Source organism: Duganella sp. FT27W (assembly GCF_009295655.1).
Lineage (GTDB): Bacteria > Pseudomonadota > Gammaproteobacteria > Burkholderiales > Burkholderiaceae_D > Rugamonas > Rugamonas zoogloeoides.
In genome coordinates this window covers 237,686-253,480 of the sequence record NZ_WHIV01000002.1, presented here as the reverse complement: position 1 = coordinate 253,480, position 15,795 = coordinate 237,686, and the positions used below count along the sequence as shown (strand labels likewise).

The window sequence follows — 15,795 nt, the reverse complement described above, 5'->3', positions numbered from 1 at the left end:
CAGGCGATATTACAGCAACAGGCCACCGGAGGCTTCGATACGTTGGCCCGTGATCCAGCCGCTGCCGCCGAGCAGCAGCGCGGCGGCGGTGGCGCCGATGTCGTCGGGCATTGCGGTGCGGCCCAGGGCGGTCATGGCGGCCAGTTGCTGGTTCAGGGCGCTGTCGTCGCGCACTGCGCCGCCGCCGAAGTCGGTTTCCACCGGGCCGGGCGCCAGCACGTTGACGCTGATGCCGCGTGGTCCCAGTTCCAGCGCCATGTAGCGCGAGAGCACGTCGATGCCGCCCTTGGCCGAGGCATAAGCAGCGTAGCCCGGGAAGGTAAAGCGCGCCAGGCCCGACGACGTGTTGAGGATGCGGCCGCCATCGGCGATCAGTGGCAGCAGTTTTTGCGTCAGGAAGAACGTGCCCTTCAAATGGGTGTTGATCATCAGGTCGAACTGTTCCTCGGTCGTGTCGGCCAGCGCGGCGTTGATGCCGCCGCCGGCATTGTTTACCAGGAAGTCGAGCTGTTGGCGCTGCCAGTTGGCCGCCAGCGCGCTGCGTACCTGCTCGGCAAAGCCGGCGAAGCTGGCGGCTGTGCCGACATCGAGTCGCAACGCTACGGCGCGGCGGCCCAGCGCCTGCACGTCGGCTACCACGTCGGCGGCCTGCGCCGCGCCGTTCAGGTAGGTGATGATGACGTCGACGCCCTGGCGGGCCAGGTGCAGCGCCGTGCTGCGTCCCAGGCCACGGTTGGCGCCAGTGATCAGCGCGATGCGCTGGCGCGGGAGTTCGGTCGATGCGGTGGTGGTCATGGCAATTCCTTGGACAGTGAGAGAGGTAATCACTGTACCGTTCTGACTATCGTCGATAAACCGGTTTAAAATGAAATCACTGTTATGCATGGAAGAACAATGATGGACTTGTCCGAGTTGAGGATATTTTGCCGGGTGGCCGAACTGGGCAGTTTTACCCGGGCCGCCGAGCAGCTGGGGATGGCCAAGGGCCGTGTCTCGACCGTGGTGCAGGCGCTCGAAGGCAAGGTGGGCGGGCGGCTGCTGCAACGGACCACGCGCAGCGTACGGCTCACGCCCGAAGGTGAATTGTTCCTGGTGCGCTGCAAGGAACTGCTGACCGATGCCGAACAACTGCAGGGCATGTTCCAGCTGGCCGGCGGCGAAATTCGGGGCAGGGTCCGCATCGACATGCCCAACCTGTTCGCCCAGGAAATGGTGATGCCGCACCTGCCTGCGCTGCTGGCAGCCCATCCCCTGCTCGACCTGGGCATCAGCACCAACGACCGCCGGGTGGACATGGTCCGTGAAGGTTTCGATGCGCTGATCAGGCTCGGCCCGCTGCCCGACTCCGACCTGGTGGCGCGGCCACTGGGTTCGCTGGTCATGGGCAACTTCGCCAGCCCGGCCTACCTGGCCAGACACGGCATACCGCACACGCCGGCCGACCTGGCCAGCCACCGCCTGGTGTACTACGCGAACAACCTGCGCAACGAGGAAGCGGCGCTGCTCTGCATGGTGGATGGGGCGCCGCAGGCGGTGCCCATGCGCAGCGCGCTGGCGGTCAATAATTCGGCCTTCATGCAGGCGGCCTGCCTGCACGGCCTGGGCATCATGCCGGGCGCGCTGCCTACCAATCGCCGGCTGATCGAGAGCGGCCAGCTGGTGGAGGTGCTGCCGGCGTTCCGCCTGCCCCCTTTGCCGGTAACGCTGCTGCTGCCGCAGCGCCGCCACCTGGCGCCCAGGGTGGACATGGTGCTGAACTGGATTGCACGCGTGATCCGGCCATCGATGCAGGATTTACCGGTGACGCCGGCAGCGCTGGTTTGAGCGCCAGCTTGCCGGTTTAACGGACGGCCTGGTTGACGGTTTCAGCGACCCTTACGCGCGGCGCGCCCTGCGCCATGCGGCCGATCACGGCAGCTTCGCCAAAGCCTTCGCGCGCAAACAGCGCCAGCACGTCGTCGACGCTGGCCGCATCGCACGACACCAGCAGGCCGCCCGAGGTTTGCGGGTCCGTGAGCAGCGCGTGGCGCGCGGCCGAAATCGTCGGCGCCAGGTCCACGTCCTTGCCGTACGCCTCCCAGTTGCGGCCCGAAGCGCCGGTGAAGTAACCGTCGGCCGCCAGCTGCTCCACGCCGGGCAGCAGTGGGATGGCGTCCATGTCCAGCTGCGCTTCGAGCTTGGCGCCGCGCGCCAGTTCCAGCAGGTGGCCCAGCAGGCCGAACCCGGTCACGTCGGTCATCGCGTGCACGCCGGCCATGTCGGACAGCGCCTTGCCCGGCTTGTTGAGCTTGGTGGTGTTGGCAATCATGGCGGCGTAGCCGCTTGCGTCGAGCTTGTCTTTCTTGAGCGCGGCCGACAGCACGCCCACGCCCAGCGGCTTGCCCAGGATGAGCACATCGCCGGCGCGCGCATCGGCATTGCGCTTGATTTTCGACGGGTGGATCAGCCCCATCACCACCAGGCCGTAGATCGGCTCCACCGAATCGATGGTGTGGCCGCCGGCGATCGGAATGCCCGCCTCGGCGCAGATCGATTCGCCGCCCTTGATGATCTGGCCGATGGTCTCCACCGGCAGCTTGTTGATCGGCATGCCGACCAGCGCCAGCGCCATGATCGGCGTGCCGCCCATCGCATACACGTCGGAGATGGCATTGGTGGCGGCGATGCGGCCGAAGTCGTACGGATCGTCGACGATCGGCATGAAGAAATCGGTGGTGGCGATCAGCGCCTGCTCGTCATTGAGCAGGTAGACGGCCGCATCGTCGGCGGTCTCGATCCCGACCAGCAGTTCTTTCGGCACCGGGAAGCCGCTGGAATTCTTGAGGATCTCGGACAGCACGCCGGGCGCGATCTTGCAGCCGCAGCCGCCGCCATGCGAAAAGGAAGTCAGTTTGATAGCGTCATTGCTCATGGTTTGTTTCCTTTTTGAGGGTTCAGCAGATTATCCACCAACGCGAGCAATGCTGCCCGCTCGGCCGCCGGCGCAAACAATGGCGCCCGCGCCGCACACTGGTCGCGCAGCAGCTGGTGGAAATCGGGTTCTTCGATGGTGCGGTCGATCAGGCGCGCCAGCGCGGCGGCGCCGCCGGGCGGGAAGTAGCCGGCATAGTCGGCGCCCAGCATGCCGCGGTTGCCGTCGATGTCGCTCGCCAGCACCGGCACGCCGGCCGTCACCGCCTCGATGATGACGTTGGCGCCGCCTTCCATGTGCGAGGTGAGGGCCATCGCGTGGCAGCGTTTCAGGCGCTGGCGGGTGGCGGCATGGGCCATGGGGCCCAGCCAGCGGTAGCGCGGCTCGGCCAACGCGGTTGCCTGCGCGGCCGTGGCCAGCTCCGGTTCCAGTACGCCGCCGATATGGACCAGGCGCGCGGCCGGCGCCCGCACCAGCTTCGCTGCGCGCATGAAGGTGAGCGGATCTTTTTCATGGCGTAAATGCCCCACCATGGCGATGTCGAACCGCCGGCGCGCCGTGGCGGGCAGCGGCGCGAGCGCGGGCGCGGACTGGTAGATCACGTGGGCGCCGGCGCGCAGCGCCTCGGGCAGCAGCATGCGACCGGCCGGCTGCAGCAGCACCAGCGCGGTGGCCTGCACCAGCGCGCGCCGGGCCTCGGCATCGACCGCGATGTCGCGATAGAGGTCGGTGCCGGTCAACAGCAGCAGGGAAGGGCGGTCGGGCCAGGCGCGCGTCCACGCGTCGAGCGATGGCGCCGAGCGGCGTGCGTGCAGCGCGATCAGCAGGTCGGGTGGCGGCGCGCGGTGGCCTGACGTTACGCCGGTGGCGTGGACAACAGCCGCACCACCGGCGCCTGCCGCCGGCCACTGCTGCGCCAGCGTCACCCGGTAATGCGCGCGCAAAAACCTGGCCCAGCGGCTGGCGCTTTGCCAGTTGCCGTTGTTGGCGCCCGCCGCAGCGGGGCCGGCGATCCAGATATGCTGTCGTGGCTTCAAAGGTTTTCCCGTTACAATCGCCGCATGAATACCAGCCCCTGTTCGTTCCGGACCGCCACGCCGCAGCAGCTCGCGCAGTCACTCCGACTGGCCCGCGATTATACGCTGCGGCTGTTCGACTGCCTTGCCGCCGCCGGCATGGATGCGCCCGCGCGCGTGCCTTACCTGCGCACGATTAATCCGCCGCTGTGGGAACTCGGCCACACGGCCTGGTTTGCCGAATGGTTCATCCTGCGCGAGGCCACGTCCAGCCACCCGGCCGACGGCAACGGCAATTGCCTGCTCACGCGCGGCGACGACTGGTTCGACTCGGCGCTGGTGCCGCACCGCAGCCGCTGGACGCTCGACCTGCCGCCTCCCGCGCAGCTGAAAACCTATTGTCGCGAAGTGCTCGACCGGGTGCTCGACAAGCTCGCGCGCGAACCGCATGCCGACGCGGCGCTGTATCCGTACCGGCTGGCGCTGGCGCACGAAGACATGCACGGCGAAGCGTTGCTGTACACCTTGCAGACGCTGGGGCTGGCCGCGCCGCGCGACCTCCTGCCGGCAGCGCCGGACTTCAAGCCCGGCTACGCACCATCGGAAATCCGCCTGGCCGGCGCGGCGTTCGAGCTGGGCACCAACGGACCTGGTTTCGTGTTCGACAACGAACGCCAGGCGCACCGGTTCGACCTCGCGCCGTTCGCCATCGACAGCGCGCTGGTGACCAACGCCCAATTCGCCGCGTTCGTGGACGACGGCGGGTATGACAACCGGCAGTTCTGGAACCAGGAAGGTGCTGTGTGGCTGCTGCGCCAGGACCGCAGCGCGCCGCGCTACTGGCACCGCGATGGCGCCCAGTGGCGCACCGTGCGCTTCGGGCAGGCGGCAGACCTCGACGGCGCCGAGCCGGTACGCCACATCACCCTGCACGAAGCACTGGCTTATTGTGCCTGGGCGGGACGGCGTTTGCCGACCGAAGCGCAATGGGAGTTTGCTGCGATGTCCGGCCACCCGGCGTTTCGCTGGGGCCAGTTGTGGGAATGGACGGCTACGCCGTTCGAGCCGTACCCGGGTTTCGAGGCGGACCGGTACCGCGAGTATTCGCAGCCATGGTTTTCCAGCCACCAGGTGCTGCGCGGCGCCTCGTTTGCGACACCCGCGCGGTTTGTCTCGGCGCGCTTCCGCAATTTCTACACGGCCGAGCGCGACGACATGTTCGTGGGATTGCGCACCTGCTCCTTGCCGCGCTGAGCGGCGCCAAGGCGCAGGTGGTGTGACAACGTTTAGATCAGCGATTCGCCCAGTTCGACCAGGTCGTCAGCGTATTCCGATTCGATCAGCTCTTTACGGGCCACACCGCTGCGGAATGCCGCAGTGGCGATTTTCGGCGTGACGCCGCGCAGCAGGCGCGGGTCCAGCAGGCCAGGCACCACGTAGTCCTTGCCGAAGCGGGCATCGCTGCGGGCCATGTCGGCCAGCGCCACCACGCAGGCGCGCTTCATTTCCTGATTGATGGTCGAAGCGCCGCAGTCGAGCGCCGCGCGGAACAGGTAAGGGAAGCACAGCGCGTTGTTGATCTGGTTCGGATAGTCCGAGCGGCCGGTGGCGATGATCGCGTCGGGCGCCACTTCGCGCACCAGTTCCGGACGCAGTTCCGGTTCCGGATTGGCCAGCGTGAAGACGATCGGGTGCGGGTTCATGGCCACGATGTCGGCTTGCGACAGCACGCCCGGACCGGACACGCCCAGGAACACGTCGGCGCCTTCCATCACTTGCGACAGCGTGGTGAATGGCGTGTCGCGCGCCCACGCGGCTTTTTCGCCGTCCAGCGGACGCACGGTGGACAGCACGCCCTTGCTGTCGCATACGAAGATATTGTGCTTTTGCGCGCCCAGGTCCACCAGCAGTTCCAGGCAGGCCATGGCGGCAGCGCCGGCGCCCGAGCACACGATTTTCACGGTGGCGATATCGCGGCCGGTCATTTCGATGGCGTTGAGCATGCCGGCGCCAACGACGATGGCCGTGCCGTGCTGGTCGTCATGGAAGACGGGAATCGGCAGGCGCTCGCGCAGCTTGCGCTCGATGTAGAAGCACTCGGGCGCCTTGATGTCTTCGAGATTGATGCCGCCGAAAGTAGGGTGCAGCGAGGCGATGATCTCCACCAGCTTGTCGGGATCGGCTTCGTCGATCTCGATGTCGAAGGCGTCGATGCCGGCGAACTTCTTGAACAGGACCACTTTGCCTTCCATGACCGGCTTGCCAGCCAGCGCGCCGATGTTACCGAGACCCAGCACAGCGGAACCGTTGGTGATCACGCCCACCAGGTTGCGCTTGGCGGTGTACTCGTAGGCCTTGGCCGGCTCGCGGGCGATTTCCATGCACGGCGCAGCCACGCCCGGCGAGTAGGCCATCGCCAGGTCTTCCTGGGTGGCGACGCTCTTGGTCACTTCGATGGCGATCTTGCCGGCGCGGCCGGCACGGTGGTAGGCCAGTGCTTTCTGTTCAATGGTGCTCATGGTTTCCTTATCGTGTATGTACAACTTATTATTAAAAGCGTTTTTTAAAGCGAAAAACGCCTGCACGGGCGTGAACCGGTGCAGGCGCAATGTGAAGCTGTTCGTTACATCAAGGGTACAGACCGCGAACTTCGCGGGCCTGCAGCACCCGGGTGCAGGCAAGAATGAAGGTCGCGGTGCGCAGCGTTACCTTCTTCTCCTGCGACACGGCCCATACAGACTTGAAGGCGTCTTGCATGATGTGCGTCAGGCGGGCGTTGATTTCGTCCTCGCTCCAGAAGAAGCTCGAGAAGTCCTGTACCCATTCGAAGTATGACACAGTTACGCCGCCGGCGTTAGCCAGCACATCGGGCACGATCAGCACGTCCTTGTCGGTCAGGATGTCGTCCGCTTCCGGCGTGGTCGGGCCGTTGGCGCCTTCCAGGATGATCTTGGTGCGGATGCGCGGTGCGTTTTCCGCCGTGATCTGCTGTTCCAGCGCGGCCGGAATCAGGATGTCGGACTCGATGCCCCAGAACGCGTCGCGGTCCAGGAACGCTTCGGCGCCGGGGAAGCCGGTAACGCTGCCCACTTCGGCCACGTGCTTGTGCAGCTGGGCGATATCGAGGCCGCCCTGGTTGACGACGGTGCCGGTATGGTCCTGCACTGCGATCACCTTGGCGCCGGCGTCCGCAAACATGGTGCCGGCCACGCCGCCCACGTTGCCGAAGCCCTGGATCGCGACCCGGGCGCCTTCGATGGCCACGCCGCGCTGTGCTGCCGCTTCGCGGCCCACCACGAATACGCCACGTCCGGTCGCTTCGCGGCGGCCCAGCGAGCCACCGAGCGAGATCGGCTTGCCGGTCACCACGCCGGTGGACAAGTTACCTTCGATCATGGCGTACGAGTCCATCATCCAGGCCATCACCTGTTCGTTGGTGTTGACGTCCGGTGCCGGGATGTCCTTGTTCGGTCCGATGATCAGGCTGATTTCGCTGGTGTAGCGACGGGTGAGGCGCTGCAGTTCGTTGCGCGACAGTGTTTTCGGATCGACGCGGATACCGCCCTTGGCGCCGCCGTATGGCACGTTGACCGCCGCGTTTTTCACCGTCATCCACGCCGACAGCGCCATCACTTCCGACAGCGTCACGTCCTGGTGGAAGCGCACGCCGCCCTTGCCCGGACCACGCGACATATTGTGCTGCACGCGGTAACCCTCGTAGTGCGAGATGGTGCCGTCGTCACGTTCGATCGGCACGTCGACCGTCAGGATGCGCTTGGGGCGCTTGAGGGTTTCCACCCAGCGCGACAGCGAGCCGAGATGCGGCGTCACGCGGTCGATCTGCTGCAGATAGACGCCCCATGGACCCAGGTCGTCGGGATTGAGGTAGGAAGGCAATACGTGCTGCTGGTGCGCGGTGGTCATGCGTGTGCTCCTGTGGATTCGTCAAGAATTCGTTATATTGGAACCGGGCTTGTGGCGTTGTTCCAGTGTGTCGAATCATAGGACTGCGCCGCAGGAGCGGCCAATGCCGTCTGCGCATCCGGTTATGCAAAAGACGCATAGTTACATTATTTTTACTATCTTTGCGGTTATCTCTCCGAGGCCGGCACGCGCCGGCGCGGCGCCTTCTCGTTCTGGCGCTGCTCGAGGAAATCCCACAGGCGGCCCACGATGGCCTTGCCGCGCCGCTGGGCCGAAGGACGTTCGCGGTACAGGCGGATATCCATCTCGATTTCCCAGTCGGCGCTGTTGTTGTCGGCCCGCGCCAGCTGCTTTTGTTTGAGTTCACGCGTGACCGCCGACTCGGGTAAAAACGCGATGCCCCGGCCTTCGAGCGCCATCATCTTGAGACCTTCGGCCATGTCGGTTTCGTAGTGGGGTTCCAGGTGCAGCGGCGGTTTGGCGTCGCCGAGGATCAGTTCCACCATGCGGCCCAGGTACGCGTTGTTGGTGTACGAGAGGAACGGCAGCGGCGCCTTGCGGGTGCCGGGCAGCACGAACTCCGGCACGCGGTTCTTGTCGCAGCGGGCGTAGGCGCGCAGCGATTCGCGGCCCAGCACCAGCATGTCGTAGCGCGACGGGTCGAGCTGTACCGGTTGGCGCGGATGGTGGTAGCACAGCAGCAGGTCGCAGCCGCCTTCCACCAGTTGCAGCACGGCGTCGTGGACGTTGACCGCCATCAGCCGGCTGTTGATCGGTGCAAAATCGGTTTCCAGCGCAGTGAGCCACTTGGGCACGAACGTCAGCGACAGCGTGTGCGGCACGGCCAGGTCGATGCTGTTTTGCGCGGCCGCGCGCTTGGAGCGCAGCATGTCGCGCGCGCCGTTGATCTGCGCCAGCATCTCCAGCGCCTGTTCATAGAACACGATGCCGGCCGGGGTCAGGCGGGTGGGGTACGACGTGCGGTCCACGAGATCCGTGCCGAGCCAGTTTTCCAGCGACTGGATGCGGCGCGAGAACGCCGGTTGCGTCACATGGCGCAGCGCGGCCGAGCGGCTGAAGTTATTGGTCTCCACCAGCGAGATGAAGTCTTCGAGCCATTTGGTTTCCATGGCGATCCTCTCGTGTGCAGGTCAGGAATTGGACGCGTTCATGCCGGCGATCAGGCCCAGCGCCGTGCTCATTTCGCTCAACTGCGCTGGCGGGCAGCTGCGCAGCAAATCACGGCTGATCTGCTCCGCGACTACCACTGCGTTGTCCAGCAGCTCGCGCCCGGTGGGCGTGATGGCGGCGTAGGCCACGCGGGCGTCGCGCGGGTCTTGCTGGCGTTCGACCAGGCCGATTTTTTCCAGCGGCAGCAGGGTGCGGGTGACGCCGGAGGCGGTCAGGCCCTGGCGCTCGGCCAGGTCCACCCGGCGCAGGCGGCCGCCCGGCGCGCGGCTCAGGTAGTGCAGCAGCATGAAGTCGCCAAAACTGATGCCGTGGTAGCCGCCCAACACCTGGTCGAGCCGGCGTACCAGCGTGGCTTGCGCGCGGGCCAGGCGCAGGGTGAATTCCAGGCTGGGCGCCACTGGCGGATTGTCGTGTTCCATCACTTGCTCCTCGATTTGCTTGTAAATTCTTTGAATATTACGTGATTAATGCTTGAGTAAGCAAGTAATTATTTGTTTATTCGTTACGGCAAGATGGCTATGATAACGTTTTCATAAACCTATAATATCCGGGGACACCACCATGCACATGGGTACTACCGAAATTTTCCTGATCGCGATGCTGCTGATTTTTGCCGTGCCCTACCTGATCTGGCGAGTGGGCGGCACCGACTATTACGCACCGCTGGTGATCGTGCAAATCATCACCGGCGTGATCCTCGGGCCCGGCATCCTGGGTCGCGCCTACCCCGAGTACTACACCTTCGTGTTCAATCCCCAGGTGGTGCAGTCGCTCAACGGCATCGCCTGGTGGGCGGTGATGATTTTCGTGATGCTGGCCGGGATCGAACTCGATCTGAAAAAGGCGTGGGAGCACCGGCGCGAGAGCACGATTACCGCCAGCCTGGCGCTGGGCACGCCACTGCTGTTCGGCTGCATCGCCGCCGCCGGCATGCTGGGCTTTGCCGGCTGGATCGGGCCCAGGGCGCAGTCGTGGCAGTTCGTGCTGGGCGTGGGCATGGCGTGCGCGGTGACGGCGCTGCCGATCCTGATCCTGCTGATGGAAAAGCTCGAGATCCTGCGCGAGAACATCGGCCAGCGCATCCTGCGCTACGCCAGCCTCGACGACATCGCCATCTGGGCGGTGCTGGCCGTGATCATGCTCGACTGGGACCGCGTCACGCGCCAGCTGGGTTTTATCGTGGTGTTCATCGTTGCCACCCGGCTGTTCCGCATGTTGATGGCCAGGCTCGAGGAGCGCGACCGCTGGTTTGTCGCGCTGATCTGGCTGGTGGCGGTATCGTTCGCGGCCGACTGGGCCGGCTTGCACTACATGGTGGGCGCGTTCCTGGCCGGCGCCGTGATGGATGCGCACTGGTTCGCCCAGCAGCGGCTGGACTTCATGCGCCAGACCGTCCTGATCACCATCATGCCCGTGTACTTCCTCAGCGCGGGCCTGCGCACCAACTGGGCGGTGGGCGGATCGGCCGTGTTCATCGCGGCGGCAGTGCTGCTGGCGGCGTCGTTGTCGGGCAAGCTGATCGGCACGCACATCGCCGGCCGTATCCTGAAATGGGGTCCGGGCGAAGCGTCCATCATCGGCTGGCTGTTGCAGACCAAGGCGCTGATCATGATCATCTTTTCCAACATCCTGCTCGACAAGGGCCTGATCACCAACGAGACCTTTACCGCGCTGCTGTTGATGGCCATTGCCAGCACCATGCTGACGGTGCCGATGGTGTATCCAAAATTGCGGCGCGCGGCGCAGTTGATCGTCAAAACCAGCTGATATAATTATGGGATGAACGAACCTATCCAAACCCCACAACAGCCTGCGCTGCCAGATCGCCTGTCGATCGACCCGCGCAGCCCGCACCACGTTGCCGCCGTGTTCGAACACGAAGTTGGCATCACCTTCAACGGCAAAGAACGTATGGATGTCGACGAGTACTGCATCAGCGAAGGCTGGATCAAAGTACCAGCCGGCAAGGCAGTCGATCGCCGCGGCAACCCGATGCTGATCAAGCTCAAAGGCGCGGTCACCGCGTTTTACAAGTAAGCAGATACCGCTTATTCAAGAAGCCACCTCGGGCAACCGCAGGTGGCTTTTTTTATCCCGGCTTGCGTCCGCTGCCGGGCGCGCGGCGGGGCACGGTGTCGCCATATTCTTCCCACCACGCCATCAGCGCCGCAATCGTGGGCCCCAGTCCCAGCGCCTTGTCGGTGATCGCATATTCCACGCGCGGCGGCACTTCCGCAAATACCGTGCGCGTGACCAGCCCGTCGGCCTCGAGCTCGCGCAACTGGGCTGTCAGCATGTGCTGGGTGATGCCGGGAATGGCCCGGCGCAATTCGCCGAAGCGGTGCAGGCGCTGGTGCAGCAGCCACAGGATTTCCAGTTTCCACTTGCCTGACAGCAGAGAAAATGCGCGGCGCATTTCCTCGTGCATATTCAGCTCGGCTCCCTCAATACTATGGTTTTCCATACTAACCCCTTGATTTTCATCCTACTTGTGAAGATCAATGCTATACGAGATGATGACTGCATGCCATGGGGCGACGACAAATTTCGCCGCCGTGGCCAACATCTTTTTGGGAGAACAGCATGGGTCGTCTGGATGGGAAAGTTGCAGTGGTAACGGGGGCAGGACGTGGTATCGGCCGCGCCATCGCACGATTGTTCGCCAGCGAAGGCGCGCGCGTAGCGGTGGTTTCGCGCACGCCCGACAATGTGCGGCAGGTGGTTGCGGAAATCGAAGCGGACGGCGGTGTGGCGCTGGGCGTGGTGTGCGATGTGGCCGATGCGGCGCAGATCGGACCGGCAATGGCGCGGGCGGCGGGCGCCTGGGGGGGCATCGACATCCTGGTCAACAATGCTTTCGATCCGTCAGTGGTGACGGCGCCGGTGCTCGACCTCTCGGTCGAGCAATTGCAGCGCAATTTCGACATGGGCCCGATCGCCTACCTGCGCACCATGCAGGCGTGCTACCCGTACCTCAAGGCGAGCGGCGCCGGGCGCGTGATCAATTTCGCTTCGCTGGCAGGCGTGTCCGGCATGACCGGTTACGGCCCTTACAACATGGCCAAGGAGGCGGTGCGGGCACTGACCAGGACCGCCGCGCGCGAGTGGGGCGCCGATGCGATTACCGTCAACAACCTGTTGCCGATGGCCGATACCTGGGGTGCGCCGGAGAAGCCGCCGCCGGGCAGCGTGCTGGGGCGCTGGGGTTCGCCGGAGCACGACATCGCGCCGGTAGCGTTATTCCTGGCAAGCAAAGATGCGCAATTTATGACCGGTTACAGCCTGACGCCTGATGGCGGCATGATTATCGACAGCGGCCGGTAAGCCTGACTCGAGCCCCGCACCTGGTGTGCGGGGAAGGGACCACTGTTAATTGGCGAGCTGCTGCTTTGGCGGCGCATCGCGCAGTTTATCCAGCATTTGCAGCGTGTTCGGCTGCAAGTTCATGATGCCGTGATAGGCGCAATACTCGCAAAACGCTTCTTCAGGGCTCATGGCGATAATCGTCGCATCCGAGTGGCCACGGCGGCGCAGGGCGCGCAGGCAGGCTGCATCCATATTCCTGGGGTTCATGCACTTACTCCATTTCGAGATATCAGTTAATCGTCTAATGCCCGGAATTATAAATGAAATAGTGCTACATGGAAACTTTATTGAACTTTTTTATATGTGATTTGAATGTAGTGAAACTCTGGTCATATTTGATCATGCGGCAGTAGTGTGCGTTAGCGCACATCCGTTACGGCCGTGCCGGGGCGCGCCGGTCGAGCAGGCGCACCAGCACCAACGAGCCGAGCGACGTCGCCACCATCAAATAGCCGATCACATCGAAGTGTTGCAGGCGGCCATCGGCGCCCTGGCTGACGATGTGTCCGGCCACCACCGACGCCACGCCGCCGGCCAGTTGCTGGAGCGACGCGCTGATGGCGTTGAAGGCGCCGCGCTGGGTGGGCGGCGGGATCGAGGCGGCCAGCGCCTGGAACGGGATCATGCGCGAGAAGATCCCCACGAACATGATGGCGTTGAGCACGATCAGCACCGGCAGCGAAATCCGCGGCAGGTGGGTATAAATCACCACGGTAACGATCGAGACGATGGTGCCGAACAAAAACACCGGAAACTTGCCGCGCTTGTCCGCGATGCGGCCGATCATCGGCCCGGCAAAAATGGTGCAGATGCCGGTGACCAGGTACACGGTGGGCAAATGCTGCATGTCGATGCCGAGGTTGTTGACGATGTAGGCGCTGCTGAACGGCATCAGCATGAAGCCGCCCATGGTCAGCAAGGCGGTGGTGGCAAACGCCAGCAGGTGGTGCGGCACTTTGACCGTGTGATACAGGTGCATCCAGGGGCTGTGTTCCTGCGGCTTGCCCAGGTGGGCATTGACCGGCTCCATCTGCCACGCCACCACCAAGCCGCCAACCAGGCCGAAAGCGGCCAGCGCCAGGAACGGCACATGCCAGTCCCAGTGGTTCGACAAATAAATGCTGATCGGGATGCCCAGCACCTGGCTGGCGGCAAACGCGGTCTGGATCAGCCCCATCACGCGGCCCCGCATGGAAGGTGCGAACAGGTCGGTGGCAATCGCCAGCACCACGGATCCGATCACGCCGCCGAACAAGCCGGTCACCACGCGCGCGATTACCAGCGCTTCGAAACTCTGCGCCAGTCCGCACCACACGGTGCCGAGGATAAAGCCCGTATAAAAGAACAGCAGCAGTTTTTTGCGGTCGTAACGGTCGGCAAATCCAGCCGTAAGCAAGCCGGAAATACCGGCGCTGAACGCGTACGCCGACACCACCAGGCCGAATTCGGCCGGACCGATGGCAAGCGCCGGCATGATCACCGCGCCCAGCGGCGACATGATCATGAAGTCGAGGATCACGGCAAACTGCAGGAAGGCGAGCAGGGCGACGACGATTTTCTGGTAGCGAGAAAACGCTGGGGTTGCTGGCGATTTTATTGTTGTTGGCATGGCTGGCTTGGTTGAATGCTTGGTTAAGTGCTAGTTGGTGGCGTCGGCTTTATTGCTCGAGTTGGTCGAATTGGGGGTAAGGTACAGCTTGCCTCCTTGGTAGTCGAACACGATGTCGAGCTGGCGCAGGATGCCGTTGCTGATGTTGCCGGCAATCGCGGTGCCAGTCGTGCCATTGAGCAGGCCGCCGGCGTGGGTTGCCAGTTCCAGCGTGGGGTCGGCAATGCGCACGTCGCCGATTTCAAACAGTTTGCCTTGCGTGGCCAGCACCCGGCTTTTGCCGCCGATGCCTTGCGCGGTTTGTACCACGTCGCCGGCGCCGTATTTGGCCACCAGGCCGTGGCGCTCCACGAACGACTGGTTCATCGTCAGCGAATAGTCGCTGCCGGTATCGATGGTAAACATCCCGGGCAAGCCGTCGAGCTTGGCCGCCACCTGCGGCGTGCGGTCGTGGAAGGTGAGCGGGATGGCCGTGGCCGCGCCGCGATAAACGAAATCCCTGGGATCGTAAAACGTGATCTGGCGCGCCGCATAGTCGATGCGGGTGGGCGTGAGCGACAGCCATTCGTAGCCGATGGTGCCATCGATGGGCAGGTTGTCGAGCGTGGGGCTGGTGAAGAATGCCTGCTGGTTCAGGGTCAGGCCGGCCAGGCCGATCTGGTTGATGGTGGTGAGCATGCCGCGCTCGCTTTGCGGTCCCATGCCGGACAATACGGCCACGCCCTGCACGGGCAACTGCAAGCGCCGGTGCAGCTTGTTGCTGATGACGTTGCGCGCGCCAGTGTCGAGGATGAAGCGGAATGGTCCCTGGCCGTTCAATGTCATCGCGACGCAGATGTGCGCCTGGCACGGCTCGAACGGTATCGTCACCGACCGCCGTCCGGCGCCGAAGCCGTCGATGGCAGCCGGCGCCGGCAGCGTGAAGTCGAGTTGCGCGGCAGGACGGTTCAGCACCATGCTGGTTACGCGCAGCACGTCTTCATCGCGCTGGTCGCGACCGTCGCGCGTGCGTTCCTCGAACGGCATGATGACCTTGTCCACCCGGCGGAAATCGCGATAATCGACGGTGAGCAGTTTGCCATCGACGACTTCCTGGCGCCGCTCCACGCGGCCGGTGGCGGTGTTGATCCAGACATCGAACGGTGCGCCGCGTTGCGGTGTCACCTGCACCACGGCGTAATCGACACCGCCATGCCGGCGCGGCCCGCGCAGTTCCAGCTTGCGTGCCTTGCCATTGCTGCGCGCGAACCACCAGCCGTACGATTGCCGGCGCAGGTATTGTTCGGGATTGGGCGCAGCGGCGTCGAGCTTTTCCACGCGACCCATGCGCTGCTGCCAGAAATCGCGCCCGTCCGAGCGCGACATCTGCCGCGCCACTGCCGACGACGGAATCCGCTGCGCATAGCGGCCGCTGACGAAATCAAGGTCGCTGCTGCCGGCTTCCTCGTGATCGTCATTACCCGTATTGCCGCCATTGCCACCATAGCTGCGCACGAACTGCGTCTGCAGCGTCGTGACGTTGCGCCAGGCCTCGCCACCCACGGCCACGCGTGCTTGCGCCATCAGTGCCTGTGCAGTGGGCGCCGCCGTGGCGGAGGGCAGGGCGGCAACTGCCAGCCACAGTGCGCCGGCAAGCCGGAAAAGAGTACGGGCAGTCAACGATAAAACTTTCGGTAGAGGAGGGGATGTGACATGCATGGTAGCCCAAAAGCACCTCCACGCGTAAGCAACCGCGCGCCCAAATAAAAATGGCCACCGGATCGCTCCGGTGGCCATTC

16 protein-coding genes are annotated in these 15,795 nt (G+C 64.3%); 5 read left to right on the top strand and 11 right to left on the bottom strand.

Annotation, left to right across the window (positions count from 1 at the left end):
- Positions 1-9 precede the first annotated feature (9 nt).
- The gene (locus F8197_RS07370) at positions 10-795 is read right to left on the bottom strand and encodes an SDR family NAD(P)-dependent oxidoreductase (protein WP_152881364.1); all 786 of its coding nucleotides are present in this window, start codon (positions 793-795) and stop codon (positions 10-12) included.
- 99 nt (positions 796-894) lie between these two features.
- Here F8197_RS07370 and F8197_RS07365 point away from each other — a divergent pair, with 99 nt between their 5' ends.
- Positions 895-1,824 (top strand): LysR family transcriptional regulator, encoded by a 930-nt coding sequence (locus F8197_RS07365; protein WP_227012146.1) that lies wholly within the window; start codon positions 895-897, stop codon positions 1,822-1,824.
- Between the two features lie 16 nt (positions 1,825-1,840).
- Here F8197_RS07365 and selD read toward each other — a convergent pair whose 3' ends face one another.
- Both selD and senB read right to left on the bottom strand, forming a co-directional pair.
- Positions 1,841-2,911: a selenide, water dikinase SelD gene (selD, locus tag F8197_RS07360; RefSeq protein ID WP_152881363.1), complete on the bottom strand. Its 1,071-nt coding sequence runs from the start codon at positions 2,909-2,911 to the stop codon at positions 1,841-1,843.
- On the bottom strand, positions 2,908-3,948 hold the full coding sequence (gene senB / locus F8197_RS07355) for a selenoneine biosynthesis selenosugar synthase SenB (RefSeq protein WP_152881362.1): 1,041 nt from the start codon (positions 3,946-3,948) through the stop codon (positions 2,908-2,910). The genes selD and senB overlap by 4 nt, the downstream gene beginning before the upstream one ends.
- A gap of 24 nt (positions 3,949-3,972) precedes the next feature.
- Between senB and senA the strand changes: the two genes are divergently transcribed.
- Positions 3,973-5,181, top strand: a complete 1,209-nt coding sequence (gene senA / locus F8197_RS07350; RefSeq protein ID WP_152881361.1) for a selenoneine synthase SenA — start codon at positions 3,973-3,975, stop codon at positions 5,179-5,181.
- A 32-nt stretch (positions 5,182-5,213) separates the two neighbouring features.
- On the opposite strand, the gene F8197_RS07345 is transcribed toward senA, so the two are convergent.
- From F8197_RS07345 to F8197_RS07330, 4 genes are all read right to left on the bottom strand, one after another.
- The gene (locus F8197_RS07345; protein WP_056138640.1) at positions 5,214-6,446 is read right to left on the bottom strand and encodes a malic enzyme-like NAD(P)-binding protein; all 1,233 of its coding nucleotides are present in this window, start codon (positions 6,444-6,446) and stop codon (positions 5,214-5,216) included.
- Positions 6,447-6,555: 109 nt separating this feature from the next.
- A complete protein-coding gene (locus F8197_RS07340; protein ID WP_056138638.1) occupies positions 6,556-7,851 on the bottom strand; it encodes a Glu/Leu/Phe/Val dehydrogenase in 1,296 nt (431 codons plus the stop codon).
- Between the two features lie 167 nt (positions 7,852-8,018).
- Complete coding sequence (locus F8197_RS07335) at positions 8,019-8,981, bottom strand: LysR family transcriptional regulator (protein ID WP_152881360.1); 963 nt, start codon at positions 8,979-8,981, stop codon at positions 8,019-8,021.
- A 21-nt stretch (positions 8,982-9,002) separates the two neighbouring features.
- On the bottom strand, positions 9,003-9,461 hold the full coding sequence (locus F8197_RS07330) for a MarR family winged helix-turn-helix transcriptional regulator (RefSeq protein WP_152881359.1): 459 nt from the start codon (positions 9,459-9,461) through the stop codon (positions 9,003-9,005).
- 142 nt (positions 9,462-9,603) lie between these two features.
- Between F8197_RS07330 and F8197_RS07325 the strand changes: the two genes are divergently transcribed.
- Entirely contained in the window at positions 9,604-10,809 is a 1,206-nt protein-coding gene (locus tag F8197_RS07325; RefSeq protein WP_152881358.1) for a cation:proton antiporter, read from the top strand.
- 12 nt (positions 10,810-10,821) lie between these two features.
- Complete coding sequence (locus F8197_RS07320; RefSeq protein WP_152881357.1) at positions 10,822-11,079, top strand: DUF3297 family protein; 258 nt, start codon at positions 10,822-10,824, stop codon at positions 11,077-11,079.
- Positions 11,080-11,131: 52 nt separating this feature from the next.
- Here the strand turns inward: F8197_RS07320 and F8197_RS07315 are convergent, their stop codons facing one another.
- The gene (locus F8197_RS07315) at positions 11,132-11,506 is read right to left on the bottom strand and encodes a helix-turn-helix domain-containing protein (RefSeq protein ID WP_152881356.1); all 375 of its coding nucleotides are present in this window, start codon (positions 11,504-11,506) and stop codon (positions 11,132-11,134) included.
- Positions 11,507-11,625: 119 nt separating this feature from the next.
- On the opposite strand from F8197_RS07315, the gene F8197_RS07310 reads away from it, so the two are divergent.
- A complete protein-coding gene (locus F8197_RS07310; protein ID WP_152881355.1) occupies positions 11,626-12,366 on the top strand; it encodes an SDR family NAD(P)-dependent oxidoreductase in 741 nt (246 codons plus the stop codon).
- Positions 12,367-12,411: 45 nt separating this feature from the next.
- Here F8197_RS07310 and F8197_RS07305 read toward each other — a convergent pair whose 3' ends face one another.
- From F8197_RS07305 to F8197_RS07295, 3 genes are all read right to left on the bottom strand, one after another.
- The gene (locus F8197_RS07305; protein WP_227012145.1) at positions 12,412-12,615 is read right to left on the bottom strand and encodes a hypothetical protein; all 204 of its coding nucleotides are present in this window, start codon (positions 12,613-12,615) and stop codon (positions 12,412-12,414) included.
- A gap of 166 nt (positions 12,616-12,781) precedes the next feature.
- Positions 12,782-14,017: an MFS transporter gene (locus F8197_RS07300; RefSeq protein ID WP_152881353.1), complete on the bottom strand. Its 1,236-nt coding sequence runs from the start codon at positions 14,015-14,017 to the stop codon at positions 12,782-12,784.
- A 30-nt stretch (positions 14,018-14,047) separates the two neighbouring features.
- Positions 14,048-15,676, bottom strand: a complete 1,629-nt coding sequence (locus tag F8197_RS07295; RefSeq protein WP_227012144.1) for a retroviral-like aspartic protease family protein — start codon at positions 15,674-15,676, stop codon at positions 14,048-14,050.
- Positions 15,677-15,795: the final 119 nt, after the last annotated feature.